We start from the raw sequence: 24,927 nt of genomic DNA on the forward strand, positions 1-24,927 counted from the left end.
CGCGCGGCAAGCCGCCTGGCCTGGTTGCGATCGTGCGGGCTTTACACCAGACGGCTGGTGATCTGATAGAACACCAGGCACAAGACCCAGGCCAGAGCGACAGACCAGCTGACCGACAAGGCGGTAAAAGACAGGCTGTGCGATTCGCGGCGTATGGCAGCGACCGTCGACAAACAGGGCACATAGATCAGGGTAAACAGTACAAAACTCATGGCCGACACCCAGTCCAGGTGTTGCATGACGGCACCGGCAAGGCCGGCATCGCTGACGCCGTAGATCACCGCCAGACTGCCCAGCAGGATTTCCTTGGCGACAAAGCCGAACAAGAGCGCAATGGCCAGCTCATGACGGATGCCGATAGGGTCTAGCACCGGGGAGAGCAGCGTACCCAGGTGATCAGCCAGTGTATGTTCGCCCAGATAGATATGGGTCATCAGCCAGACCAGCACCACACCCAGCAGAATAAAGGTCGACGCCAGCTCGAAAAAGGCGCGCACTTCACCGTAGGCGCGGGTGAGTACATGCTTGAAGCCGGGCAGGCGGTAAGGCGGTACCTCCATCAGATAGGCTTCGCTGGCGCAATATTTATGCTTGAAAACCAGTGCGGTGAGTATCGCCACAGCGATACTCACCACGTAAAACGCCATCAGAACCCAAGGGGCGACTGCCGGTGAAAACAGCGTGCTGGCAAAAAACACCACCACTTGCAAACGGGCCGAGCACAGCGAAAACGGGATGATCAGCATGGACAACAGCCGCTGCTTTTTCTCGCGCATCACGCGCGTGCCCATAATGGCCGGCACATTGCAGCCGAAGCCCATCAATTGCATTACAAAAGCACGACCATCCAGCCCCAGGCGCGACATCAGCGCATCGGTCAGATAGGCCGCGCGCGCAAGGTAACCGCTGTCTTCCACCAAGGCCATCAGGACGAAAAACACAAACAGAATGGGCGCAAAAGTCAGTACCGTACTGAGCCCTTGCCATACTCCGTCCAGCAGCAAACTCTGCAGCCAGGTTGGCAAGGGGCTTACGGCAGCGGCGAGCCAGTGATTTTTGAGCCAGTCAAGGGCGCTGCCCAGACCATCCTGCAGTGGTCCGCCCAGCAGGTAAGTGCCGTTGAAAACCAGCGCCATGATAAGCACGAACAGCACCAGTCCCAGCAGCGGGTGCATCAGGTAATGGTCCAGGCGGTGGCTCAGGCGGGCGGGCAGGGTGGGCGGCAAATGCCAGGAGCCGGCAAGCGCCTGCCTGGCATGATTTTGTGCGGTACGGGTGTCGGCGATGGCATCAAGCCGGGCATTAACCGCCGGCTGGGGGGTGCGCGCAAGGCTATCCAGCCCTTTTTTGAAGGCGTCCCAGCCCTGCATGCGTTTGCTGGACACGAGGACAAGGGGCGCGCCCAGTTTGGCAGCGAGCTGTTGGGTATTGATATCGATGCCCAGTAGCTCGGCTTCGTCAGCCATATTCAGCACGACAAGGGCGGGAATGCCGGTGGCGATAGCCTGAATGGCCAGAGGAAGCTGCCGGTCAAGCTGGGCTGCATTGAGTACGATAAGCTGGGCATCAAAAGCCGTGGCGGACAGGACGTCTCGAACCACGGCTTCGTCTTCGGTATAACCGGACAGGTCATGAATGCCGGGCAGGTCCACAAGCTCCACCATCTGTCCGCCCAGCAATAGCTTGGCGTGCGCCAGTTCGACGGTCAGCCCCGGCCAGTTGCCCACACGCTGCGACAGGCCGGTCAAACGGTTAAATAACGAGGACTTTCCGGTATTGGGCTGACCGATCAGGGCAAAGCGTTTCATGCGCGAGTTTGGACTTCGATCTGGCGTGCCAGCTTGCCGCGCAGCATAAAGTGGGTGGTGCCGACTTCCAGCATGATGGGACCGCCGAAAGCTGCGCGCCGCGTGATATGGAAAGTCTGCCCCGGTATCAGGCCGAATGCCATTACGCGGTGCAGCGTATCCTCGTCCAGATTCAGGCGGGTGACCATGCCGTGAGCACCGGTGCGTAGTCTATCAAGCGTCATCCCTGTATAACTCGTTCTTATTGATAATTGTTCTCAAACATATGCCTGTAGTTAAGCTATGTCAATGATCTGGCTCAAGCTTTTCTGGCTATTATCTGGTCTGTTTTTGCTTGATGCGGGAAAAATGTCTGGTATTTCTCCCGGTATCGCCTGCGCAATCGCGCCGGCTTTTGGGGTAGAATCGCCCGCTACAGAATTTTGCCAAAGAGAAACGAAATGAGCATCAAGTCAGACAAGTGGATACGTCGCATGGCTGCCGAGCGCGGCATGATCGAGCCGTTCGAGCATGATCAGGTCAAGGTGGTGGACGGGCAAAAAGTCATTTCCTTCGGCACCTCGAGCTATGGCTACGATATCCGCTGCGCCGACGAATTCAAGGTGTTCACCAATATCAACAGCACGATTGTCGACCCGAAAAACTTCGACCCTGAGTCGTTTGTCGAGGTGTCGGGCAAGGGCTATTGCATCATCCCGCCCAACAGTTTCGCGCTGGCGCGTACCGTCGAGTATTTCCGCATTCCGCGCGAAGTGCTGACCGTGTGTCTGGGCAAGTCCACCTATGCGCGCTGCGGCATCATCGTCAACGTCACCCCGTTCGAGCCGGAGTGGGAAGGCTATGTGACGCTGGAGTTCTCCAATACCACACCGCTGCCAGCCAAGATCTACGCCAATGAGGGCGTGGCGCAGGTGCTGTTCTTCGAGTCGGATGAAGTGTGCGATGTGTCGTACAAGGACCGGGGCGGCAAGTATCAGGGTCAGGTCGGCGTGACGCTGCCGCGTACCTGATGCGAATGTGAAGCAAGTGTGTCGTGCGTAACAAATGGCAACACTTTGCCTCGCGCCCTGATGCAGACTTGGCCTTACAATGCCGCCATTGATAGCAAGTCAGCCAAGGGGCGGATATGAAATTAGCAGTATGGATAGTGGCGGCGGCGCTGGCCTTGCCGGCTGGCGGCGCACTGGCCGCATCCAGTACCGACGTGATTCTCGGTGGTGCACTGGGTGGCGCGACGGGCGCTTTGGTCGGTAATGCGGTGGGCGGGCGCGAAGGTGCCATTATCGGTGGTGCGCTTGGTGCCGGAACCGGTGTGGCGCTGACCACCAAAAAGAACAGTTATAAGGGCCATGGCCATTACCATGGCAAAAAACGCAAGAAACACAGGAAGCACTGGGACGACTGATCCCCGAGAAAATCCCTGCCGCCGAGCAGGGATTTTTTTGTCCGCCAGAAGCTGTGAACAGCGTTTCGATGGTTTTATAAGCTTATTTATTATTTTTGGTTATTTTAATCTTATTAAAAATTACTTTTTAATATAAAAAGGGTGTGGAACAATCACTTATCGCATTGCATAAAAAGGGTGGGCCGCATGCTGCAATCACGACCCGCACCAGGCGTTACGCTTGCTGCAAACCGTTTCGAGTTTCTGATTCAGCCGGGCTGGAATGACTCGTCACCCGAGCATTGGCAAAGCCATTGGCAACAGTGCTTGGGGGCGCGGCGTGTCGCCAATCGCGATTGGCATCTGCCTCGCTGTGAGGACTGGCTGGCGGGTTTGCATGCGGCCCTTGCGCAGGCTGAAAAACCGGTGATTGTGGTGGCGCACAGCTTGGGCTGCATTGCGGTGGCGCACTATGCCCGGCTTTATCCGCAGGCTATTGCCGGCGCCTTGTTGGTCGCACCGGCCGATGTAGAGCGGGAGGATGCACCATCGGCATTGTTGGACTTTGCTCCAGCGCCGCATGCCGCGCTGCCTTTTTCTGCATTGGTGCTGGCCAGCACCAATGATCCATTTTGCCGCAGCATGCGTGCCAAGGCGCTGGCCGACAGTTGGGGCGCAAGGCTGGAATGGCTGGAGCAGGCCGGGCATGTCAATGTGGCATCCGGCCATCAAAAGTGGCCGGAAGGGCTGGCTTATCTTGCGAAGCTTGTGTCCCTGCTGGGTCAGGATGGCGAGGCGCGTGCACTTACTGCCCGCGCATAAATAGCTTGTCCAGATCGCGCATGCTGAGCCGCGTCCAGGTCGGGCGGCCATGGTTGCATTGGCCGGAGCGCTCGGTGGCCTCCATATCGCGTAGCAGGGCGTTCATTTCGGTCAGCGTCAGCTGGCGGTTGGCGCGTACGGCGCCGTGACAGGCCATGCCAGCCAGTAGTTCATTGCGCCGCTCGGTCAGTACCGCACTCATGCCGTGTTCGCGTACATCTTTGAGTACCGCGCGCGCCAGTTCGACCGCATCGCCGTCTTTCAGCCAGATGGGGACGCCGCGTATGGCTATCTGGGTGGGCGAGAGCGGCGCCAGTTCTATCCCCAGCTTTTGCATGGCCTCGCCGTGCTCCTGCGCGCAGGCCGCTTCAAAACGATCCGCCCCGAAGGATACCGGCAGCAGCAGAGGCTGCATCGGGATGACATCGCTTTCCAGTGCATTTTTCAGCCGCTCGTACACGATGCGCTCGTGGGCGGCATGCATATCGACCAGTACCAGCCCATCTACCGCCTGCGCCAGAATATAGACGCCGTGCAATTGTGCCAGCGCAAAGCCCAGCGGCGGAATGCCGTCCCCGTTGTCTGGTGCTGGCGGGGCTGGTGTGAATGGCACCGGATCTGTCACCGGCTGCGGGGTGGTGGCGCGCTCTTCGTCACGCAGACCGGTAAACAGCTTGTCGTAGACGCCGACCGCCTCGCGTGCCACCGTGAGCGGAATGCGTTGCTGCTCGAAGCGTGGCGCAAACGGGGTGTGGCTGCGTGCCGGACTATCGGTGCGCACAGGCGGAAATAAGGGCGCTGTGGCTGGCGTGGGGTTGACCGGCATGCCGATGGGCGTAGGAACTGGCTTGCTACTCTCGTCGGTCGGTACCGCTGCTACGCTGGCATTGGGTGTGGCGGCCGTGGCATTGTTGCCGGCACTGGCGGCCAGCGCCTTGTGGACGCTGTGAAACAGAAACTGGTGGATGGCCTGGCTTTCGCGAAAGCGCACCTCGATCTTGGTCGGGTGGACATTGACGTCGACACCGGCCGGATCCAGCGTGAAAAACAGGGCGTAAGCCGGGTGGCGCTCATGATGCAGCACGTCGCGGTAGGCCTGGCGTAGCGCGTGCTGTGCGGTTTTGTCGCGTACAAAGCGGCCGTTGACGTAGAAATACTGTGCGTCACGGCTGGCTTTGGAAAAGGTAGGGGATGCCACCAGACCACGCAGGCTCAAGCCTGCCGCTGCGCTGTCTATGATCAGCGAGGCATCGACAAAGTCGCGCCCTAAGATGGCACCGACACGGTCGGCCAGACTTTGTGCCGGCAGGCGGCTGACCACCTTGCCGTTGTGGCGCAATATCATCTCGACCCCGGGGTGGGCCAGGGCGATGCGCTCGAAGGTGGCTGCACAATGGGCGTATTCGGTGGCTTCGCTCTTGAGGAATTTGCGCCGCGCCGGCGTGTTGAAATACAGATCCACCATCTCGACCGAGGTGCCCTCGGGGTGGGCGGCCGGCTCGACCGGATGCAGAGTGCCATCTATGGCGACAATCTGGTGGGCGTGGGGTTCGCCTTGCGGCCGGCTTACCAGTGTCAGGCGCGACACCGAGGCCACGCTGGCCAGCCCTTCGCCGCGAAAACCCAGTGTGGCAACCTGTTCCAGATCATCCAGACAGGCAATCTTGCTGGTGGCGTGCCTGTCCAGCGCCAGCGTCAGATCATCCGCCGCGATGCCCGAGCCGTTGTCGCTGACGCGGATCAGTTTGATGCCGCCTTGCGCCAGATCGACGCTGATCTTGCTCGCCCCCGCGTCCAGACTGTTTTCCAGCATTTCTTTCAAGGCAGATGCCGGGCGCTCGACCACTTCGCCGGCGGCGATCTGGTTGACCAGATGGTCGGACAGCTTCTGTATGCGTTTCATTGTGCCGCCTGCTTGTTTTGTGCGCGTTTATGGCGCCAGAGCTCGATCACGCCGGGCAGGATGGAGACGAAGATAATGCCGAATATCAGCAGCGTCAGGTTCTTTTTAACGATGGGCATATTGCCGAAGAAGTAGCCGGCATAGCCGAAACTGCTTACCCACAGCACCGCACCGGTGACATTGTAAAAGGCGAAATGGCGATAGCCCATCTTGCCGATGCCCGCGACAAAGGGCGCGAAGGTGCGCACGATAGGTACGAAGCGGGCGAGGATGATGGTCTTGCCGCCATGCTTTTCGTAGAAAGTATGGGTTTTGGCCAGGTACTCGGGACGGATCAGCTTGGGGTAGCGTGCCGCCAGCTTTTCACCAAAATAGCGGCCGATGGCGTAGTTGACCCCGTCGCCGATAATCGCCGCGCAGATCAACAGTGCCACCATGGCGTGGATATTCATTTCGCCCATTGCCGCCAGTGCGCCGGCGACAAACAGCAGCGAGTCACCGGGCAGGAAAGGCGTGACCACCAGCCCGGTTTCGCAAAACACGATCAAAAACAGGATGGCGTAGATCCATGGTCCATAGGCGGCGGCAAGTTCAGCCAGATGCACGTCGATGTGCAGGATAAAGTCGATGACGAATTGAATCAGTTCCATAAGGGGCTTTCCGGTTTGCTTGCCGCAAGGCTCGGTCTGGGGCCAAGCCTTCCGGCAAACACAGGGGTGAAAAAGGGCCGGCTAGGCCGGCCCTTGTCTGCGATCGGGTGGATCAGACCACCGCTTCCTGCTTCTGTTTGGGCGGCTTGATCATGTGTTCGCGCTTGATGCCCAGCCATAGCGCCAAGGGGCTTGCCACCAGTACCGACGAGTAGATGCCGAACACGATGCCGATGGTCAGTGCCATGGCAAAGCCGTGCAGGGCAGGGCCGCCGAACAGCAGCATGGACAGCACCATGGTTTCGGTCGAGCCGTGGGTGATCATGGTACGGCTCATGGTCGAGGTGATGGCGTTGTCGATGACTTCGGCCGTGCTCTTGTTGCGCATGCCCGGCTTGCGGAAGTTTTCGCGGATACGGTCGAATACCACCACCGACTCGTTGACCGAGTAGCCCAGCACCGCCAGCACGCCGGCCAGTACCGTCAGCGAGAACTCCCACTGGAAGAAGGCAAAACAGCCGAGGATGATCACCACGTCGTGCATGTTGGCAATGATGGCCGATACGGCAAAGCGCCATTCAAAGCGCAGCGCCAGATAGGCAATAATGCCCAGGCACACCATGCTCAGCGCGATCAGGCCGTTGGAGACCAGTTCGGCACCCACCGACGGGCCGACAAACTCGACTTTGCGCAGTTCGACCTGCGTGTCGCCGGCTTGCAAGGTGGACAGTACCTGATTCGACAACTGGGCCGAACTCACGTCTTTTTTCACCGGCAGGCGGATCAGTACGTCGCGGCTGCTGCCCAGACTCTGTACCTGTGCTTCGCCCAGTTTCAGGCTGTCCACACGCTGGCGGATGTCCTTCAGATTGGCCGACTGCGCGTATTGCACCTCCATCACCGTACCTCCGGTGAATTCGACGCTGAGGTTAAGCCCCTTGCTGAACAGGAAGAACACGGCAAGGATAAAGGTCACCAGCGAAATCGCGGTGGTGAGCTTGCCGTAGCTCATGAACGGGATGTCCCGTTTGATGCGGAAAAGCTCCATGGTAGTCCCTTACTTGGTTTCCGGTTTCCAGATCTGACCGACCGAGATCGAGGTCAGGCGGCGCTGGCGTCCATACCACAGGTTCACGAAACCGCGTGAAACCAGCACGGCCGAGAAAATGGAGGTCAGGATGCCCAGGCAGTGCACGACGGCAAAGCCGCGTACCGGGCCGGAACCGAAGATCAGCAGCGCAAGGCCGGCGATCATGGTGGTGACGTTGGAGTCGAGAATTGTCGACCAGGCATGGGCGTAGCCGGCCTGGATGGCCGAGTGCGGCGGCATGCCGTTGCGTAGTTCTTCGCGTACCCGCTCGTTGATCAGTACGTTGGCGTCAATCGCCATACCCAGCGTCAGCGCGATAGCGGCGATACCCGGTAGCGTCAGTGTCGCCTGCAGCATGGACAAAATGGCCACCAGCATCAGCACGTTGACGCCCAGTGACAGCACCGAGATCACGCCGAAGACGCGGTAGTAGATCACCATGAAGACGGCGATGGCGGCAAAGCCCCACAAGGTGGAGTTAAAACCTTTCTCGATGTTTTCCTTGCCCAGGCTTGGACCGACGGTGCGCTCTTCGATAATCTGCATCGGTGCCGCCAGAGAGCCTGCGCGCAGCAGCAAGGCGGTATCGTTGGCTTCGGCCGAGTTCATCGAGCCCGAGATCTGTACGCGGCCACCGCCGATTTCGGCGCGGATCACCGGTGCGGTCACGACTTCGCTCTTGCCTTTTTCCACCAGAATCATCGCCATGCGCCGGCCGACGTTTTCGCGCGTTACATCGCGGAAGATGCCGGCTCCGGTCGAGTCGAGGTTGATGCTGACAGCCGGGGCACCGTTTTCGTCGAAGGTCGGCTGGGCGTCATTGATATTGTCACCGGTCAGCTCGACATCCTTCTTCACCAGAATTTTCTGCGGGCCGCGCGAAGTCAGTTCGTCCAGTAGCTCGTAGCCGGCCGGCGGGTTGCCTGCCAGTGCTTCGGCCACTTTGGCGTTGTCGTCTTCCACCATGCGGACTTGCAAGGTGGCGGTACGCCCCAGAATATCCTTGGCCTTGGCGGTGTCCTGCACGCCGGGCAACTGCACCACGATACGGTTCGGGCCGGCTTGCTGGATCACCGGCTCGGCGACGCCCAGTTCGTTGACACGATTGTGCAGGGTAGTGATGTTCTGTTTGACGGCATCGGATTCGATGCGGGTGATCTCTTCCGGCTTGAGCGTAAGCAGCAGGCGGAAGTTGGTGTCATCCGCTTTGATGGTCAGGCCGGGCAGGGTGCGCACAATGGCTTTTTCTGCTGCGGCCAGCGTTTCAGCATCTCTTAGCTGTACGTCCAGCGTGGTGCCGGTACGGCGGATATTGCCATAGCGGATTTTTTTGTCTTTAAGTTCGCGGCGGATATCGCCGGCGTAGCGTTCCATTGTCTTGTCGGTCGCGGCTTTCATATCCACTTCCAGGAGGAAGTGCACGCCGCCCCTGAGGTCAAGACCGAGGAACATCGGGTTGGCATGTATCTTGGTCAGCCACTGTGGCGATGCAGCCAGGAGGTTGAGCGCGATAATGTAGTTGTCGCCCAGTGCCTGCTGGATGACATCGCGCGCCTTGATTTGCGTGTCGGGATCCTTGAAGCGGACTTTCAGGCTGCCGTTGTCGAGATAGAGACCATCCGCTGCGATCTGATGGCTTTTGAGGGCATCTTCCACGCGCGCCATAACGGCTGTGTCGACCGGTATCGACTGGCGTGAGCTGGAGATCTGTACAGCCGGTGTCTCGCCGTAAAAGTTGGGCAGCGTATAGATCGTCGATACGATCAGGGCCACCGCGATGACGAGGTATTTCCAGAGCGGGTAGCGATTCATGGGGAGGGTACTAGGCAAAAAGCAGGCCGCGACAAAGGCGGCCTGCTCCTGGGGTTTACAGGGACTTCATCGTGCCTTTTTCCAGCTTGGCCGCTACGGCGCCACGCTGGATGGTGATTTCCACACCGCTGGTGATTTCCAGTGTCAGGTACTGGTCGGTGACTTTGGTCACGCGCCCTATCATGCCGCCCTGGGTAACGACTTCATCGCCCTTTACGATCTCGGACAGCATTTTCTGCTGTTCCTTCATGCGTTTCTGTTGCGGGCGAACCAGCAAGAACCAGAACAGCACGAAGATCACGATCATGGGCAGGAACTGCATGATATCGAAGCCGGCTACAGCGGCGTCTGCTGCATAGGCAGGGGCAATAAACATCTGTGAACTCCCTCGGGTAGTGTCAGGCCGGAATACGGATAGACCGGTGATTGTAACGATGACGCGATGCTTTTCCAACCGCGATGGTGGCGGATTGGTCAGCGCTATCCGACCCGTCATGTCATGACGGGTTCCATCGGCGTCAATTTATTGTTTTGATTCAGGCGCCACGGGCACGCTTTTCGTGGAAAGACGCACGCCAGTCTTCAAAGCGATCCGCGTCGATGGCATCGCGCATTTCCTGCATCAGTTCCTGATAGTAATGCAGGTTGTGGATGGTATTGAGGCGGGCGCCGAGGATTTCGCCGGTACGGTGCAGGTGGTGCAGATAGGCGCGGCTGAAGTTGCGGCAGGCGTAGCAGCTGCATTCTTCATCCAGTGGTGCATGGTCCAGCTTGTGGCGTGCGTTCTTGATCTTGATGTCGCCGTAGCGGGTGAAGATCCAGCCGTTGCGTGCGTTGCGGGTCGGCATTACGCAGTCGAACATATCAATGCCGTTGGCCACGCCTTGTACCAGGTCTTCCGGTGTGCCGACGCCCATCAGATAGTGTGGTTTTTCTGTTGGCAGCATGTCGCGCATTTCTTCCAGCATGCGGTACATCTCGGGCTTGGGCTCGCCTACCGACAGGCCGCCAATGGCGATGCCGTCAAAGCCGATTTCCATCAGGCCTTCCAGCGACTTCTGGCGCAAGTCGGTATAGAGGTTGCCCTGCACAATGCCGAACAGGGCATTCGGGTTGTTCAGGTCGTCAAACGCCTGACGCGAGCGCGCTGCCCAGCGCAAGCTCATCTGCATCGAGCTTTCTGCCGTCTTGTGGTCAACCTGACCCGGTGTACATTCGTCCAGCTGCATCACGATGTCGGAGTTGAGCACCGTCTGGATCTTCATCGAGATCTCGGGCGACAGGAACAGTTTGTCGCCGTTGACCGGGCTGTGGAAAGTGCAGCCTTCTTCGGTCAGTTTGCGCAGGGCACCGAGGCTGAATACCTGAAAGCCGCCGGAGTCGGTGAGTATGGGTTTGTCCCAGCCCATAAAACCGTGCAGGCCGCCGAACGATTCGATGACTTCCAGCCCCGGGCGCAACCACAGATGGAAGGTGTTGCCAAGGATGATCTGGGCGCCGATTTCATTCAGTTCCAGCGGGCTCATGGCCTTGACCGAGCCGTAAGTGCCGACCGGCTGGAAAACGGGGGTTTCTACCGTGCCGTGGTTGAGTTCCAGTGTGCCGCGGCGTGCGCCGCCCGATGTTTTGTGCAGGGTAAACTTGAGCATGGGTGCAAATCTTGTGCAAAATCAACGCGCCAGTATAGCGCAAAGCCGGCTTTTCAAGTTTTCCGGATAAAATCCTTGCCAAGTCGTGCCGGAATGATTAATATCTGTGTCTCAGATTTACAGGCGGTTAGCTCAGCTGGTTAGAGCGCCACGTTGACATCGTGGAGGTCGCTGGTTCGATTCCAGTATCGCCTACCAAAAATATTCGCATGGAGCTTCAGGTGGATATGTCCAGTACAACCACTACCCTTTAAACTCGTTACCATTCGAGCCTTGGGTTGCTTCATGATAAAAAGCGCGGCTCGGCCGCGCTTTTTTTTATTCTTTTTTCCAATGCATGCTCGCCCTGTGGCGCATTTCCTTATTTAGAGTTGGAGTTGCGATGCCTGATATCCGCCTGCCAGACGGTTCTGTTCGTTCTTTCGATGCCGCTGTTACTGTTCATGAAGTCGCCGCATCCATCGGCACCGGTCTTGCGCGCGCTGCGCTGGCTGGGCGTGTAGATGGCGAGCTGGTTGATACTTCTTTTTTGATCGAAAAAGACGCGAGTCTGGCGATCATTACCGATAAAGACGCCGACGGCCTGTCGGTGATCCGCCATTCGACTGCCCACTTGCTGGCGTATGCGGTGAAAACGCTGTTCCCGGATGCGCAGGTGACCATCGGGCCGGAAATCGAAAACGGTTTCTACTACGACTTCAGCTACAAGCGCCCGTTTACGCCGGAAGATTTGCTGGCGATTGAAAAGAAAATGGCCGAACTGGCCAAGCAGGATATCCCGGTCGAGCGTCTGACCATGGGGCGGGATGAGGCGGTTGCCTACTTCAAGAGTATCGGTGAGGCGTACAAGGCCGAGATTATCGAGTCCATTCCGCAGGGTGAGGTGCTCTCTCTGTATAAGGAAGGTGACTTCACCGACCTATGCCGTGGCCCGCACGTGCCGTCGACCGGCAAGCTCAAGGTGTTCAAGCTGATGAAGCTGGCCGGTGCTTACTGGCGCGGCGACAGCAAGAACGAAATGCTGCAGCGTATCTACGGTACGGCCTGGGCCAAGAAAGAAGATCTGGCGGCTTACCTGCATATGCTGGAAGAGGCGGAAAAGCGCGACCATCGCAAGCTGGGCAAGGTGCTGGATCTCTTCCATCTGCAGGACGAGGCGCCGGGCATGGTGTTCTGGCATCCCAAGGGCTGGAACCTGTGGCAGAACATTGAGCAGTACATGCGCAAAACGCTGGATGCGGCCGGTTACCAGGAAATCCGCACCCCGATGATGATGGACCGCTCCTTGTGGGAGAAGTCCGGCCATTGGGAGAACTACCGCGACAATATGTTCACCACCGAGTCGGAAAAGCGCGACTACGCGGTGAAGCCGATGAATTGCCCGGGGCATGTGCAGGTGTTCAATCAGGGCTTGCGCTCTTATCGTGATTTGCCGCTGCGTCTGGCCGAATTCGGTGCCTGTCACCGCAACGAGCCGACCGGTGCCTTGCACGGCCTGATGCGCGTGCGTGGCTTCGTGCAGGACGATGCGCATATTTTCTGTACCGAAGAACAGGTCAATGCCGAGGCGCAGGCTTTTAACGAGCTGACCATGGCGGTGTATCGGCATTTTGGTTTCGATAATGTCGCCATCAAGCTGTCTTTGCGTCCGGAAAAGCGTGCGGGCTCTGATGAGGTATGGGACAAGGCCGAGCAGGGTCTGCGCGATGCGCTGTCTGCTTGTGGCGTAGAGTGGGAGGAGCTGCCGGGCGAGGGTGCGTTCTATGGTCCCAAGATTGAATACCATATCAAGGATGCGCTGGGTCGCTCCTGGCAGTGTGGTACGCTGCAGCTGGACTTCGTGCTGCCGGAGCGTCTGGATGCCGAGTATGTGACCGAAGAAAACGGCCGCAAACGTCCGGTGATGCTGCATCGTGCCATCCTGGGTTCGCTTGAGCGTTTTATCGGCATCCTGATCGAAAACCATGCCGGTGCATTCCCTCTGTGGCTGGCGCCAGTGCAGATGGTGGTGATGAATATCACCGAAGCGCAGGCCGATTATGCGACCGAAGTGGTCGAAACATTGAAGAAGCAAGGCTTCCGCGTCGATCTTGACTTGAGAAACGAGAAGATCGGTTATAAAATCCGCGAGCACAGCCTGCAGAAGTTGCCGTATCAGATTATTGTCGGCGACAAGGAAAAGGCAGAAGGACTGGTGGCCGTACGGGCACGTGGCGAAGACTTGGGGCAACTCACGCTTTCCGCGTTTATCGACCGGCTTAAGGCAGAGATGCCAGCAGCCTGAATCGGCACCAGCACGATAGATTAATGTATAGGAGATTTGGCCATAGCTCAGGAACGCGAACCACGGATTAACGGCGAGATTACCGCTCGCGAAATTCGTTTGGTAGGTAATGAAGGTGAGCAGCTCGGTATTGTGAGTCTGCGCGAGGCACTGGCACTTGCTGAAGAGCAGGATGTTGACTTGGTAGAGATTTCTCCCAATGCGCAACCGCCGGTTGTGAAGTTGATGGACTACGGCAAGTTCAAATACGAGCTGTCCAAAAAGCGTCAGGAAGCCAAGTCCAAGCAGAAGCAGATCCAGATCAAGGAAGTCAAATTCCGTCCTGGCACCGATGATGGCGACTACAACGTCAAGATGCGTAACCTGATTCGCTTCCTGGAAGATGGTGACAAGGCCAAGATTACCTTGCGCTTCCGCGGTCGCGAAATGGCGCACCAGGATATCGGTCTTGCGCTGTTGCGCCGTGTCGAGGCAGATTTGCTCGATATTGGTGTGGTTGAGCAGTTTCCGCGCCTTGAAGGTCGTCAGATGGTCATGATGATTGCCCCGAAAAAGAAATAATCGGGTATAATCATCACCTTGACGCGACAGGCTAGTCCTGTCGCGTTGGTTTTATAGCCCCCTGCGGGCTATTAAAAGCGTGATGTATGGGTTCCCAAGTGTCAGGCAGGCTTAGGTTTGCCGGTCCACCTTGCATCTAATCTAACTCAGTTTCAGCAGGAGTCTTCCTAATGCCGAAGATGAAAACCAAGTCGGGCGCCAAAAAGCGTCTGAAGGTTCTGGGCAATGGTGGTGTCAAGCGTTCTTACGCTTTCAAGCGTCACATCCTGACCAAGAAGACCACCAAGACCAAACGTCAATTGCGCGGTACTACCATGGTAGATGCCAGCAATATGCCGTCTGTTCGTGCAATGTTGCCCTACGCCTAAGGAGTTATAAATGCCACGTGTAAAACGCGGTGTCACCGCTCGCGCCCGTCACAAGAAAATCCTCGCTCTGGCGAAAGGCTATCGCGGCCGTCGCAAGAACGTCTACCGCGTTGCCAAGCAAGCGGTAATGAAAGCTGGACAGTACGCTTATCGTGACCGTCGTCAGAAAAAGCGTCAGTTCCGCCGTCTGTGGATTGCCCGTATCAACGCCGCTGCGCGTGAATGCGGTCTGTCCTACAGCAAGTTCATGAACGGCCTGAAGAAAGCCGCTATCGAGATCGACCGTAAGGTTCTGTCCGATATGGCTATCTTCGACAAGCCGGCTTTTGCCCAGATCGTCGAGATCGCAAAAACCAAGCTTGCTTAATCGTCAGATGATTTAAAGGGAGGCTTAAGCCTCCCTTTTTTTCGTAAAACTTTCCAAGAACGCTGACCAGACGCCCAAGCGTGTGGTCAGTTTTCTTCACATTGGATCCCGATAATGAACAACGTGGATGTGATTCTCGAGTCGGCACTGTCGGCGCTGGCGACGGTGGCTGATCTGGTCGAGCTGGAGCAGGTCAAGGCGAAATATCTGGGTAAAAGCGGCGAGCTGACCGGCTTGCTCAAGCAGTTGGGTGCGCTGGCACCTGACGAGCGCAAGAGCGCCGGTGCGGTGATCAATGCCGCCAAGCAGGCATTTGAAGCCGCGCACAATGCGCGCCGCGATGCGATCAATGCCGCCAAGCTCGAGCAGCAGCTGGCTGCAGAAGCGCTGGATGTCACCATGCCCGGTCGCGGCATGGGTACGGGTGGTCTGCATCCGGTGACGCTGACGCTGGAGCGTATTACCGAGTTGTTCCGCTCCATGGGCTTTGAAGTGGCCGACGGCCCGGAAATCGAGACCGATTTTCACAACTTCCAGGCGCTGAATATTCCGGAAGACCACCCTGCGCGCGCCATGCAGGATACCTTCTATGTGGAAGGTGGCGATGTGCTGCGTACCCACACCTCGCCGATCCAGGTGCGTTACATGCTGGACAACCAGCCGCCGATCAAGATTATCGCACCGGGCCGTGTTTATCGCGTCGACTCCGATGCCACGCACTCGCCGATGTTCCACCAGATGGAAGGTTTGTGGGTGGATGAGGATGTCAGCTTTGCCGATCTGAAAGCCACCATCACCGACTTCCTGCGCCGCTTCTTCGAGCGCGAAGACCTGCAGGTGCGCTTCCGTCCATCGTTCTTCCCGTTTACCGAACCGTCGGCCGAAATCGACGTGCTGGGCGAGAAGGGCTGGCTGGAAGTGGGCGGCTGCGGCATGGTGCACCCGAATGTATTGGCCAATGTCGGTATCGATGCCGAGCGTTATACCGGCTTTGCCTTCGGTATCGGTCTGGACCGCTTTGCCATGCTGCGCTATGGCGTGAACGATCTGCGTCTCTTCTTCGAGAACGATCTGTCCTTCCTTAAACAGTTCAACTGAGCGCGGAGCCGACAAGACTATGCAATTTTCCGAACAGTGGCTGAGAAGCTGGGTCAATCCGTCGATTTCCAGCGATGAACTCTCTTATTTGCTGACCATGGCCGGCCTCGAGGTCGAGGAAACCACGCCTGCGGCACCGGCGTTCTCTGGTGTGGTGGTGGCCGAAGTCAAGGAAGTGGTCAAGCACGAAAACGCCGACCGTCTGCGCGTGACCAAGGTCGATGTGGGTAGCGGCGAACTGGTGCAGATCGTTTGCGGTGCGCCCAATGTGGCCGTCGGCCTGAAAGTGCCGTGCGCCATGTCCGGTGCCGTCCTGCCAGGCGACTTCAAGATCAAGCCGACCAAGATGCGTGGTGTCGAGTCCAACGGTATGTTGTGCTCGGGCAAGGAGCTGGGTGTGCCGGACGAGGTTGACGGCTTGCTGGTGCTGCCGGCCGATGCGCCGGTAGGTAGCAGTATCCGCGACTATCTGGGGCTGGACGACACCCTGTTTACCCTGAAAATCACCCCTAACCGTGCCGACTGCTTGTCGATCAAGGGCCTGGCGCGCGAAGTGTCGGCGCTGACGGCAACGGCGCAGCAGCCGTTTGCCATTGCTCCGGTTGCGGCCGTTCATGACGAAGTGCGCGCGGTGAAACTGGCCGCCGGCAAGGCTTGCGGTCGCTATATCGGCCGTGTGCTGAAAAATGTCGATGCGGCCGCGGCGACGCCTGAGTGGATGCGCCGTCGTCTTGAACGCTCCGGCTTGCGTTCCATCTCGGCCATTGTCGATATCACCAACTATGTGCTGCTTGAACAGGGTCAGCCCATGCATGCTTTTGACCTGGCCAAGGTCGATGGCGGCATTACCGTGCGCTTCGCGCAAGCGGGCGAAACGCTGGTCTGTCTGAATGAAAAAGAAGTCGCGCTTGCGTCTGACACCATGGTCATTGCCGACGACAGCAAGGCGCTGGCGATTGCCGGCATCATGGGGGGGCTGGACAGTGGCGTGACTACCGCCAGCCGCGACATCTTCCTCGAAAGCGCATTCTTTGCGCCGGAAGCCATTGCCGGCAAGGCGCGGACGCTGGGCTTTGGCTCGGATTCTTCCTTCCGATACGAGCGTGGGGTGGATTTCGAACTGCAGCGCGATGCGATGGAGCGTGCGACGGCACTGGTGCTGGAAATTTGCGGCGGCGAAGCCGGGCCGCTGACCGAAGCGGTGGGCGAATTGCCGGTGCGCAATGATGTGATGGTACGTACCGCGCGTGTAGCGCGGGTGCTGGGCATTTCGCTGTCGGCTGACGAAATCGGCCAGACCCTGTCGCGCCTGGGGTTGCCATATCAGGCGACGGCGGAAGGCTTTGCCGTTGCCGCGCCTAGCTTCCGTTTCGATATCGAGATCGAAGTCGATCTGATCGAAGAAATTGCCCGCGTCTATGGCTACGATGCCATTCCGTCCGATGCACCACGCTCGCGCCAGTCCATGCTGCCGCTGCCGGAAAACCGCCGCCCGCGTGCGGCTGTGCGCCACTTTATGGCTGGCCGCGATTATCAGGAAGTGGTCAGCTACGCCTTTGTCGAAGAAAAGTGGGAAGCCGATTTTGCCGCCAACCTCGACCCGGTGCGCCTGATTAATCCGATCGCCAGCCAGATGAGCGTGATGCGCTCGACGCTGATCGGTGGTCTGGTCGATGTGCTGTCGTCCAATATCAACCGCAAACAGCCGCGCGTGCGTGTGTTTGAGGTGGCGCGTGTGTTCTCCAAGGCTGCGGGCGGCTTCGCCCAGCCGGAAAAGATTGCAGCGCTGGCCTGGGGGCCGCGTGCGGCCGAGCAGTGGTCGCTCAAGGCCGAGCGTGTCGATTTTTATGATGTGAAGGCCGATGTCGAGGCTTTGCTGGCACCGCGCCGGCCAAGTTTCCGTGCCGCCACGCATGCCGCGCTGCATCCGGGCCGTTGCGCCGAGGTGTTGCTGGATGGTCAGGTGATCGGCTTGATCGGTGAGCTGCATCCGCGCTGGGTGCAGGCTTATGACCTGCCATCGGCACCGGTGCTGTTCGAGATCGACTTTGCCGCCGCGCAGGATGTGGTGCCGGTGAAGGCGCAGGCTGTTTCGCGCTTCCAGGCGGTACGTCGCGATCTGGCCTTGCTGGTGGATGAGCGCGTTGAAGTCGAAGCCATGCTGGAGAGCTTTGCCTGTGCCTCAAGCCCTATTGTGAGCGAAGTGGCGCTGTTCGATGTGTATCGCGGCAAGGGCGTGGAAGAGGGCAAGAAGAGCCTGGCTTTCCGTATCCAGTTGCAGGACATGACGCGCACGCTGACCGACGAGGATGTCGAGCCGGTGATTGCGGCCATGCTGTCTGCCGTTGCTGCCGATCATCAGGCAAGCCTTCGCGCCTGATATCCTGTATCCTTTTGTTTTCCTGAAGTATTCCCCCGCCTGCGAGCGGGGGATGATTTTGTTATCGTTGTTTCTGAGGTGTGTTCATGACTTTGACCAAAGCCGAGTTGGCCGACCTGTTGTTTGACCGGGTGGGCTTGAACAAACGCGAAGCCAAGGACATGGTGGAATCGTTTTTTGAGGAAATCCGTGTCGCCCTTGAAGTCGGAGACAGTGTCAAACTGTCCGGCTTCGGTAATTTTCAACTGCGCGACAAGCCGCAGCGTCCCGGACGTAACCCCAAAACCGGCGAGGAGATTCCCATCACCGCGCGCCGTGTGGTAACGTTTCATGCAAGTCAGAAACTGAAGGGCATGGTTGAACAGAATAATGACAACTGTTGAACTGCCGGCAATCCCGGCCAAGCGTTACTTCACCATTGGTGAAGTGAGTGAACTGTCGGGGGTCAAGCCCCATGTGTTGCGTTACTGGGAGCAGGAGTTTCTCCAGCTGGGTCAGATCAAGCGCAGGGGTAACCGTCGCTACTACCAGCATCAGGAAGTGTTGCTGATCAGGCGCATTCGTGGCCTGCTGTACGATGACGGTTTTACTATCCAGGGCGCACGGCAGCGCCTGCAGCAGCAAAGCGGGGCGCCGGCAACGATGACTGCCGGCGAGGTGCGCAAAGAGCTGCAATCCATCCTGGCTTGGCTTGATTTGGGTATTGGCAAGGATTGATTTACCCAATATAATAGCCGCTCTTTAGTCGGGGTATGGCGCAGTCCGGTAGCGCACTTGCATGGGGTGCAAGGGGTCGTAGGTTCGAATCCTACTATCCCGACCAAAAGACACAATCAATCAGGCCATCTGTTCCGATGGCCTTTTTTGCGTCCGCATTTTCCTTGCTTCAGGCGAGTGTCAGTGGCTCGACTTCTGTTTCTATGTCCAGTACCCGGGCGATAAAATCCTGCATGCCGGTGTGTTCTGCGGTGCTGACAAAGCGGTAGCTTGCCTGCTGCGCTAGAGGGCTGCCCAAGTGGTGGGTTTCCAGTTGGCGGCGTATCTGGCGGCAGACTGCACCGGCAGGGTCTATGAGTTCGGCCTGTGGCCAGGCGCTGGCCAGCAACGGGGCGAGGAAGGGATAGTGGGTGCAACCCAGTACAATCTGGTCGACATCGCTATCAGCGAGGTCTGCCAAAGCTTGCTTGACCGTGTTGCGGGTTTGGGGGCTATCTAGTTCGCCGGCTTCCACCTGCTCGACAAAGCCATCACCAGGTAAAAATGTAATCCGTACATGCTCGTGATAGTGGGCCGCCAGACGTTGCAGCTTTTCACCCGACAGCGTGGCGCGAGTCGCCAGTACCGCGATATGGCCGCTGCGGGAGGCGAGTGCTGCCGGCTTGATGGCGGGCTCCATGCCGATGATGGGCAGGCCGGGGTAGTGGCGGCGCAACTTGGCCGCTGCCGCGCTGGTGGCGGTGTTGCAGGCAATAACAATGCTGGTCGCGCCTTGTGCCAGCAGCCACTCGACAACGCGTGTGCTACGCGCTTCGATTTCACCGTGGCTGCGCGGCCCGTACGGGCACCAGGCGCGGTCGGCCAGATAGATGACCGATTCGTGTGGTAGTTGTCTGGCAAGCTCGCGCCAGACCGACAGGCCGCCCAGACCCGAGTCGAACATGCCTATCATGCAAACTCCAGATGGGTACTCAATGGAAACTGGCCTGCACGGGGCAGGCCAGCGGGGCAAACAGCCGGCTTAGCTGTTCTGGATCACGATCTTGGGGAAGCGGCCGGAGAAATCCTGTGCCTTTTCACCGATTTTGACCGCAACTTTGCGCGCAATCGCCTTGTAGGTCGCGGCAATCGCGCTGTCCGGTTCGGCAGCCAGTGTCGGCTTGCCAGCGTCGACGGCGGCACGGATGCTGATATCCAGTGGTAGCGAGCCCAATAGTTCGATGCCGAAGTCCGCCCCCATTTTGGCTGCGCCGCCTTCACCGAAGATATGTTCGGCATGGCCGCAATTGGAGCAGATATGGATGGCCATGTTTTCCACCAGTCCCAGCACCGGCACGCCGACCTTTTCAAACATGGTGTAGCCCTTGCGCGCATCCAGTAGTGCGATGTCTTGCGGCGTGGTGACGATGATGGCGCCGGTGACCGGCACTTTCTGCGACAGGGTCAACTGGATGTCGCCGGTTCCTGGCGGCATGTCCACGACCAGATAGTCCAGATTATCCCACTGGGTGTCGCTCAGTAGTTGCTGCAGCGCCTGGCTGACCATGGGGCCACGCCATACCATAGCCTGATCGGTGTCGACCAGATAGCCGATGGACATGGTCTGTACGCCGTAGTTTTCTACCGGCTTGAGTCCCTTGCCTTCGATGACTTCGGGTTTTGCATCGGCCACTCCCATCATCAGTGGCTGCGACGGGCCATAGATATCCGCATCCAGAAGGCCGACGCGTGCGCCCTCGGCCGAGAGCGCCAGCGCCAGATTGACTGCAGTTGTGGATTTTCCGACGCCACCCTTGCCCGAGGCGACGACGATGATGTTCTTGACGCCATTAAGCAAAGGCACGCCGCGCTGGGCTGCATGACTGACGATCTGGCTGCTGACGGCAATTTCTATTCGGCGACCTTGCGCAAAGGGTTGCAGCGCATCGCTAAACTGAGCACGGATGGCTTCGAACTGGCTTTGAGCCGGATAGGACAGGACAACAGCCAGCGAAATGCAGTCATCGCTGACTGACAGTTTGCGTATGGCTTTGGCCGCGCTATAGGGCTTGCCGGTATTGCTGTCGATCAGCCCGGCAACGCTGTCTTGCAGCTGGGTTTCAGTCACGGTCATGGTGTTGTTTTTCTCCTCGCGGGCGTGGGGGCTGAAGTAGCTGCTGATTTTGGAAAACATGGATGGCATTCGTCAAGTCGGAGAATGGATTGCGCGAAGTACGCTTGTTGTTTTGCGGATGATACGCGCTAGTCCCGGCTAAGGCGATGCTTGCCCGGTTTGACCGGGGTGTGAGGACACAAGGGTAAAACCGGTTACATGCTGGTATATCAGTGCCGGCTGAAGTAGAATCGCCCCCTTTTCTGCGTTTGGCCGTATGCCAAACCCGCCTTTATCCGGCGCCCTTGTGGCGCCGTTGCTGTTTGATTTGAAAGGTTTTGTTCTTTTATATGCACGCAAAACACACTCTTTCCGGGCGTGCGGCTCTGTTGTTCCCGCTTGCGCTGGTGCTGTTCGAGTTCGCCGTTTACATCTGTAACGATATGGTGCAACCCGCCATGCTGGCGGTGACGCGCGAATTTATGGTGGACTCATCCTGGGTGCCAACCTCGATGACGGCATTTCTGGCCGGCGGCGCCTTGCTGCCATGGTTGACCGGCCCTCTGTCTGACCGTATCGGCCGTCGTCCGGTGCTGTTGGCCGGGGTTGCGTATTTTACGCTGACTTGTCTGGCCACCTATCTGGTGAGCAGCATTGAGGCATTTATCGCCTTGCGCGTGCTGCAAGGGGTCGGCCTGTGCTTTATCAATGCGGTGGGTTACGCCGCCGTGCAGGAAGCCTTCAAGGAAAAAACCGCCGTCAAGGTCATGGCCTTGATGGCCAATGTGGCCTTGATTGCACCCTTGCTTGGCCCATTGGCCGGCGCTGCCTTGCTTGAGCTGGCGCCATGGCGCGCCAGCTTCCTGCTGATTGCGGCGTTGTCTTTTGTTTCGCTGATTGGTCTGCTGCTGTGCATGCCGGAAACGGTCAAGCCCAGCCATGAGAAGCTGCCGCTGTCGCAGATCGGGCACGATTATCTGGCTGTATTCCGCAACCGCCGCTTTGTGCTGTCGGCCTTGTGCATTCCGCTGCTGGCCTTGCCGCTGATGGGCTGGATCGCGCTGTCGCCGGTGCTGCTGGTGCAGGATCTGGGAATGACGACTGTCGAATATGGCCTGATGCAGATCCCGGTGTTTGGCGGCCTGATTGCCGGCAACCTGTTTCTGGCTATGGTAGCCGAGCGCTGGCCGCTTGGGCGCTCGGTGCAGCTGGGCATGTGGCCGATTGTTGCCGGTCTTGCCTTGATGCTGGGTGGCGTGCTGTTTGTTGATGCGCCGCAGTACACCATGGTAGCCGGCATGAGTCTGATGGCTTTTGGCGAAGGCATGGCGTTCGGTGTATTGTACCGTTTTGCCCTGATGTCCTGTCCCGAAGGCAAGGGCACGGTTTCCGCCAGTATGAGCATGATTTCGATGCTGGGTTACGCGCTGGGGATCGAGTGCTTTACCCTGGTCTATAAAGCTGGCGGGATGACGGGTTTTGCCTTGCTGTCGCTGGTGACCTCGCTGGTGTTCGTCTGTCTGGCCAGCCGCATGGTGGCGCTGGCCATGGCCGAGCGCGCCGAGGCAGAAGCCAGGACGTCCGAGCGGGAGAATCAGCAGCCGGAACTTGCCAGTCAGGGCGCTTAAGACAAATTTGTCTGATGAAAAGGCAGGGCCGGGTCGGTTTCGATCCTGCCCTGCCTTTATTGTTATAATCGATGGCTTGAAATCGAATCCAGGGGCTTTCCGATGACGAAACGCAAGATTTTGGTGACGAGCGCGCTGCCTTATGCGAACGGCGCGATCCACCTTGGCCATATGGTCGAACACATCCAGACCGATGTCTGGGTACGCTTTCAGAAGATGCGTGGGCACGACTGCCATTATGTATGTGCGGATGATACCCACGGCTCGCCCATTATGCTGGCAGCCGAGAAGCAGGGCATTACCCCCGAGGCGTTGATCGCACGCGTGAAGGACGAGCATCTGGCCGACTTCACCGGTTTTCATATCGGCTACGACAATTACTACTCGACCAATAGTCCGGAAAACAAGGCCTATGCCGAGACGGTGTATAAGGCTTTGCGTGCCGACGGCAAGATTTCCTCGCGTACCATCGAGCAGTTGTACGACCCGGAAAAGCAGATGTTCCTGCCTGACCGCTTCGTCAAGGGTGAGTGCCCTAAGTGCGGTGCCAAGGACCAGTATGGCGACAACTGCGAGGTGTGCGGTGCCACCTATAGCCCGACCGAGCTGAAGAACCCGTACTCGGCCGTATCCGGTGCGACGCCGGTCTTGCGCAGCTCCGAGCATTATTTCTTCAAGCTGGGCGATTGCGCCGACTTCCTGAAGGCGTGGACTGGCGGCAGCTCCCTGCGCGCCGACGGCGTACAGCAGATGCATTTGCAGGCCGAATCGCTGAACAAGATGAACGAGTGGATCGAGGGTGGCCTGCAGGACTGGGACATCTCGCGTGACGCACCGTATTTCGGCTTCGAGATTCCGGATGCACCGGGCAAGTATTTCTATGTCTGGCTGGATGCACCTATCGGCTATATGGCTTCGTTCAAGAATTTGTGCGACCGAACCGGCATCGATTTCGATGAGTACTTCAAGGCCGATTCCAGTACCGAGCTGTATCACTTTATTGGCAAGGACATTCTGTACTTCCATGCGCTGTTCTGGCCGGCGATGCTGAAGTACGCCGGCTACCGCGCGCCGACCGGCGTGTTCGCGCACGGCTTTTTGACCGTGGATGGGCAGAAAATGTCCAAGTCGCGTGGCACTTTCATTACCGCCAAGTCCTACCTTGACTGCGGGCTGAATCCGGAGTGGATGCGTTACTACATCGCCGCCAAACTCAATGCCCGCATCGAAGACATCGATCTCTCGCTCGATGATTTTATCGCCCGGGTTAACTCGGATCTGGTGGGCAAGTTTGTCAATATCGCCAGCCGCGCCGCCGGCTTTATCGCCAAGCGCTTTGACGGCAAGCTGGCCGACGGCATCTCCGACCTGGAGCTGTTGACCCGTTTGCAGGCCGAAGGCGCCAATATCGCCACCGCCTTTGAAGCACGCGAGTACGCCAAGGCATTGCGCGATGTGATGGCGCTGGCCGATCTGGTCAATGCTTACGTCGATGCCAACAAGCCGTGGGAACTGGCGCGCCAGGAAGGGCAGGACGCCCGCCTGCAGGAAGTGTGCTCGGTACTGATCAACGCTTTCCGCCTGCTGACTATCTACCTCAAACCGGTATTGCCCAAGCTGGCCGAGGGTGTCGAAGCCTTCCTGAATCTGGAAAAACTGCAGTGGTCCGACAGCGAGACGCTGCTGTTGGCTCATGTGATCAATCCTTATCAGCATCTGATGCAGCGCATCGATCCGGTGCTGATCGAGAAACTGATAGAAGCGAACAAGCAAAGCATGGAACAGCAAGCACCAGCCGCCGCAGCGGCACAGTACGAGCCTCTGGCTGATACCATTACCATCGATGACTTTGCCAAGGTCGACCTGCGCATCGGCAAGGTACTGGACTGCAAGTTTATTGACGGCTCGGACAAGCTGTTGCAGTTCACTGTCGATCTGGGTTTTGAGACGCGCAATATCTTCTCCGGTATCCGCAAGGCGTATGGCGAGCCGGAAAAGCTGATCGGGCGCAATGTGGTGGTGGTTGCCAATCTGGCGCCACGCAAGATGCGTTTTGGCGTATCGGCCGGCATGATAGTCTGCGGCTCGGGTACGGAAGATAGCCAGGGCCTGTTCCTGCTGGATGCTGACGAGGGTGTACTGCCAGGCATGCGCGTGGGCTAATTATTCAGTGGTGGTGTAGCAAAAAAGCACTACAAAAGCATTTTCGCATTTGTAGTGCTTTCATTTTGGGTATTTAATGAATGTGTAATGAATGAGTGCTATCGTATTCTTGACGAGTAAAGAATTTTAGTATTTACTGATAAATATTTAT

General features: G+C 58.1%; 24 protein-coding genes and 2 tRNA genes. 16 read left to right on the top strand and 10 right to left on the bottom strand.

Annotated elements, in window-relative coordinates; genetic code table 11:
• Positions 1–41: 41 nt before the first annotated feature.
• Positions 42–1,808: a ferrous iron transport protein B gene (feoB, locus tag GQF02_RS01670; RefSeq protein WP_160794372.1), complete on the bottom strand. Its 1,767-nt coding sequence runs from the start codon at positions 1,806–1,808 to the stop codon at positions 42–44.
• The gene (locus GQF02_RS01675; RefSeq protein ID WP_124734179.1) at positions 1,805–2,032 is read right to left on the bottom strand and encodes a FeoA family protein; all 228 of its coding nucleotides are present in this window, start codon (positions 2,030–2,032) and stop codon (positions 1,805–1,807) included. The genes feoB and GQF02_RS01675 overlap by 4 nt, the downstream gene beginning before the upstream one ends.
• A gap of 64 nt (positions 2,033–2,096) precedes the next feature.
• Between GQF02_RS01675 and GQF02_RS01680 the strand changes: the two genes are divergently transcribed.
• The 4 genes from GQF02_RS01680 to GQF02_RS01695 all read left to right on the top strand — a co-directional run bounded on the left by GQF02_RS01680 (position 2,097) and on the right by GQF02_RS01695 (position 4,014).
• Entirely contained in the window at positions 2,097–2,252 is a 156-nt protein-coding gene (locus GQF02_RS01680) for a hypothetical protein (protein ID WP_160794374.1), read from the top strand.
• Positions 2,249–2,818, top strand: a complete 570-nt coding sequence (gene dcd / locus GQF02_RS01685) for a dCTP deaminase (RefSeq protein ID WP_124734180.1) — start codon at positions 2,249–2,251, stop codon at positions 2,816–2,818. The genes GQF02_RS01680 and dcd overlap by 4 nt, the downstream gene beginning before the upstream one ends.
• Positions 2,819–2,934: 116 nt before the next feature.
• Positions 2,935–3,213, top strand: coding sequence for a hypothetical protein (locus tag GQF02_RS01690; RefSeq protein WP_124734181.1), 279 nt, complete (start codon positions 2,935–2,937; stop codon positions 3,211–3,213).
• A 186-nt stretch (positions 3,214–3,399) separates the two neighbouring features.
• Positions 3,400–4,014, top strand: a complete 615-nt coding sequence (locus GQF02_RS01695; RefSeq protein ID WP_160794376.1) for an RBBP9/YdeN family alpha/beta hydrolase — start codon at positions 3,400–3,402, stop codon at positions 4,012–4,014.
• Here the strand turns inward: GQF02_RS01695 and mutL are convergent.
• The 6 genes from mutL to tgt all read right to left on the bottom strand — a co-directional run bounded on the left by mutL (position 3,998) and on the right by tgt (position 11,118).
• On the bottom strand, positions 3,998–5,917 hold the full coding sequence (gene mutL, locus GQF02_RS01700; RefSeq protein WP_160794378.1) for a DNA mismatch repair endonuclease MutL: 1,920 nt from the start codon (positions 5,915–5,917) through the stop codon (positions 3,998–4,000). The two genes, GQF02_RS01695 and mutL, sit on opposite strands and share 17 nt — an antisense overlap.
• Positions 5,914–6,561, bottom strand: coding sequence for a DedA family protein (locus tag GQF02_RS01705; protein ID WP_220789292.1), 648 nt, complete (start codon positions 6,559–6,561; stop codon positions 5,914–5,916). Before GQF02_RS01705 ends, mutL begins: the two co-directional genes overlap by 4 nt.
• A 118-nt stretch (positions 6,562–6,679) precedes the next feature.
• Entirely contained in the window at positions 6,680–7,615 is a 936-nt protein-coding gene (gene secF, locus GQF02_RS01710; RefSeq protein ID WP_124734185.1) for a protein translocase subunit SecF, read from the bottom strand.
• A 9-nt stretch (positions 7,616–7,624) separates the two neighbouring features.
• On the bottom strand, positions 7,625–9,469 hold the full coding sequence (secD, locus tag GQF02_RS01715; protein WP_160794380.1) for a protein translocase subunit SecD: 1,845 nt from the start codon (positions 9,467–9,469) through the stop codon (positions 7,625–7,627).
• A 55-nt stretch (positions 9,470–9,524) separates the two neighbouring features.
• On the bottom strand, positions 9,525–9,845 hold the full coding sequence (yajC, locus tag GQF02_RS01720) for a preprotein translocase subunit YajC (RefSeq protein WP_124734187.1): 321 nt from the start codon (positions 9,843–9,845) through the stop codon (positions 9,525–9,527).
• A gap of 160 nt (positions 9,846–10,005) precedes the next feature.
• A complete protein-coding gene (gene tgt, locus GQF02_RS01725) occupies positions 10,006–11,118 on the bottom strand; it encodes a tRNA guanosine(34) transglycosylase Tgt (protein ID WP_160794382.1) in 1,113 nt (370 codons plus the stop codon).
• A 121-nt stretch (positions 11,119–11,239) separates the two neighbouring features.
• Here tgt and GQF02_RS01730 point away from each other — a divergent pair.
• From GQF02_RS01730 to GQF02_RS01775, 10 genes are all read left to right on the top strand, one after another.
• Positions 11,240–11,316: transfer RNA gene (locus GQF02_RS01730), tRNA-Val, on the top strand.
• A 184-nt stretch (positions 11,317–11,500) separates the two neighbouring features.
• Entirely contained in the window at positions 11,501–13,402 is a 1,902-nt protein-coding gene (gene thrS, locus GQF02_RS01735; RefSeq protein WP_124734189.1) for a threonine--tRNA ligase, read from the top strand.
• A 36-nt stretch (positions 13,403–13,438) separates the two neighbouring features.
• The gene (infC, locus tag GQF02_RS01740; protein ID WP_124734190.1) at positions 13,439–13,963 is read left to right on the top strand and encodes a translation initiation factor IF-3; all 525 of its coding nucleotides are present in this window, start codon (positions 13,439–13,441) and stop codon (positions 13,961–13,963) included.
• Positions 13,964–14,133: 170 nt separating this feature from the next.
• Positions 14,134–14,331 carry a 50S ribosomal protein L35 gene (gene rpmI / locus GQF02_RS01745; RefSeq protein WP_124734191.1) on the top strand — a complete coding sequence of 66 codons (198 nt, stop codon included), beginning with the start codon at positions 14,134–14,136 and terminating at the stop codon, positions 14,329–14,331.
• Positions 14,332–14,341: 10 nt separating this feature from the next.
• Positions 14,342–14,698, top strand: coding sequence for a 50S ribosomal protein L20 (gene rplT / locus GQF02_RS01750; protein WP_124734192.1), 357 nt, complete (start codon positions 14,342–14,344; stop codon positions 14,696–14,698).
• Positions 14,699–14,812: 114 nt separating this feature from the next.
• Positions 14,813–15,796, top strand: coding sequence for a phenylalanine--tRNA ligase subunit alpha (gene pheS, locus GQF02_RS01755; protein ID WP_124734193.1), 984 nt, complete (start codon positions 14,813–14,815; stop codon positions 15,794–15,796).
• A 19-nt stretch (positions 15,797–15,815) separates the two neighbouring features.
• Positions 15,816–18,176 carry a phenylalanine--tRNA ligase subunit beta gene (pheT, locus tag GQF02_RS01760; protein WP_160794384.1) on the top strand — a complete coding sequence of 787 codons (2,361 nt, stop codon included), beginning with the start codon at positions 15,816–15,818 and terminating at the stop codon, positions 18,174–18,176.
• 86 nt (positions 18,177–18,262) lie between these two features.
• Positions 18,263–18,559, top strand: a complete 297-nt coding sequence (locus GQF02_RS01765) for an integration host factor subunit alpha (protein WP_124734195.1) — start codon at positions 18,263–18,265, stop codon at positions 18,557–18,559.
• On the top strand, positions 18,546–18,893 hold the full coding sequence (locus tag GQF02_RS01770) for a MerR family transcriptional regulator (protein ID WP_124734196.1): 348 nt from the start codon (positions 18,546–18,548) through the stop codon (positions 18,891–18,893). The genes GQF02_RS01765 and GQF02_RS01770 overlap by 14 nt, the downstream gene beginning before the upstream one ends.
• A 29-nt stretch (positions 18,894–18,922) precedes the next feature.
• Positions 18,923–18,999 (top strand) — tRNA-Pro (locus GQF02_RS01775).
• Between the two features lie 63 nt (positions 19,000–19,062).
• Here GQF02_RS01775 and murI read toward each other — a convergent pair.
• Together murI and apbC are read right to left on the bottom strand one after the other, a co-directional pair.
• Positions 19,063–19,845 carry a glutamate racemase gene (murI, locus tag GQF02_RS01780; protein WP_160794386.1) on the bottom strand — a complete coding sequence of 261 codons (783 nt, stop codon included), beginning with the start codon at positions 19,843–19,845 and terminating at the stop codon, positions 19,063–19,065.
• 69 nt (positions 19,846–19,914) lie between these two features.
• Complete coding sequence (gene apbC / locus GQF02_RS01785) at positions 19,915–21,066, bottom strand: iron-sulfur cluster carrier protein ApbC (RefSeq protein ID WP_235930013.1); 1,152 nt, start codon at positions 21,064–21,066, stop codon at positions 19,915–19,917.
• A 269-nt stretch (positions 21,067–21,335) separates the two neighbouring features.
• Between apbC and GQF02_RS01790 the strand changes: the two genes are divergently transcribed.
• Together GQF02_RS01790 and metG are read left to right on the top strand one after the other, a co-directional pair.
• Entirely contained in the window at positions 21,336–22,613 is a 1,278-nt protein-coding gene (locus tag GQF02_RS01790; RefSeq protein ID WP_160794388.1) for an MFS transporter, read from the top strand.
• A 102-nt stretch (positions 22,614–22,715) separates the two neighbouring features.
• A complete protein-coding gene (gene metG, locus GQF02_RS01795) occupies positions 22,716–24,776 on the top strand; it encodes a methionine--tRNA ligase (RefSeq protein ID WP_160794396.1) in 2,061 nt (686 codons plus the stop codon).
• The last annotated feature ends 151 nt before the right edge of the window (positions 24,777–24,927 follow it).

It is taken from the genome of Craterilacuibacter sinensis (genome assembly GCF_009831765.1).
GTDB lineage: Bacteria > Pseudomonadota > Gammaproteobacteria > Burkholderiales > Chromobacteriaceae > Craterilacuibacter > Craterilacuibacter sinensis.

Bases quoted from the DNA above. Each gene is read 5' to 3' on its own strand.
- feoB (WP_160794372.1), bottom strand. From the start codon at position 1,808: ATGAAACGCTTTGCCCTGATCGGTCAGCCCAATACCGGAAAGTCCTCG.
- GQF02_RS01675 (WP_124734179.1), bottom strand. From the start codon at position 2,032: ATGACGCTTGATAGACTACGCACCGGTGCTCACGGCATGGTCACCCGC.
- GQF02_RS01680 (WP_160794374.1), top strand. From the start codon at position 2,097: ATGATCTGGCTCAAGCTTTTCTGGCTATTATCTGGTCTGTTTTTGCTT.
- dcd (WP_124734180.1), top strand. From the start codon at position 2,249: ATGAGCATCAAGTCAGACAAGTGGATACGTCGCATGGCTGCCGAGCGC.
- GQF02_RS01690 (WP_124734181.1), top strand. From the start codon at position 2,935: ATGAAATTAGCAGTATGGATAGTGGCGGCGGCGCTGGCCTTGCCGGCT.
- GQF02_RS01695 (WP_160794376.1), top strand. From the start codon at position 3,400: ATGCTGCAATCACGACCCGCACCAGGCGTTACGCTTGCTGCAAACCGT.
- mutL (WP_160794378.1), bottom strand. From the start codon at position 5,917: ATGAAACGCATACAGAAGCTGTCCGACCATCTGGTCAACCAGATCGCC.
- secF (WP_124734185.1), bottom strand. From the start codon at position 7,615: ATGGAGCTTTTCCGCATCAAACGGGACATCCCGTTCATGAGCTACGGC.
- secD (WP_160794380.1), bottom strand. From the start codon at position 9,469: ATGAATCGCTACCCGCTCTGGAAATACCTCGTCATCGCGGTGGCCCTG.
- yajC (WP_124734187.1), bottom strand. From the start codon at position 9,845: ATGTTTATTGCCCCTGCCTATGCAGCAGACGCCGCTGTAGCCGGCTTC.
- tgt (WP_160794382.1), bottom strand. From the start codon at position 11,118: ATGCTCAAGTTTACCCTGCACAAAACATCGGGCGGCGCACGCCGCGGC.
- thrS (WP_124734189.1), top strand. From the start codon at position 11,501: ATGCCTGATATCCGCCTGCCAGACGGTTCTGTTCGTTCTTTCGATGCC.
- rpmI (WP_124734191.1), top strand. From the start codon at position 14,134: ATGCCGAAGATGAAAACCAAGTCGGGCGCCAAAAAGCGTCTGAAGGTT.
- rplT (WP_124734192.1), top strand. From the start codon at position 14,342: ATGCCACGTGTAAAACGCGGTGTCACCGCTCGCGCCCGTCACAAGAAA.
- pheS (WP_124734193.1), top strand. From the start codon at position 14,813: ATGAACAACGTGGATGTGATTCTCGAGTCGGCACTGTCGGCGCTGGCG.
- pheT (WP_160794384.1), top strand. From the start codon at position 15,816: ATGCAATTTTCCGAACAGTGGCTGAGAAGCTGGGTCAATCCGTCGATT.
- GQF02_RS01765 (WP_124734195.1), top strand. From the start codon at position 18,263: ATGACTTTGACCAAAGCCGAGTTGGCCGACCTGTTGTTTGACCGGGTG.
- GQF02_RS01770 (WP_124734196.1), top strand. From the start codon at position 18,546: ATGACAACTGTTGAACTGCCGGCAATCCCGGCCAAGCGTTACTTCACC.
- murI (WP_160794386.1), bottom strand. From the start codon at position 19,845: ATGATAGGCATGTTCGACTCGGGTCTGGGCGGCCTGTCGGTCTGGCGC.
- apbC (WP_235930013.1), bottom strand. From the start codon at position 21,066: ATGTTTTCCAAAATCAGCAGCTACTTCAGCCCCCACGCCCGCGAGGAG.
- GQF02_RS01790 (WP_160794388.1), top strand. From the start codon at position 21,336: ATGCACGCAAAACACACTCTTTCCGGGCGTGCGGCTCTGTTGTTCCCG.
- metG (WP_160794396.1), top strand. From the start codon at position 22,716: ATGACGAAACGCAAGATTTTGGTGACGAGCGCGCTGCCTTATGCGAAC.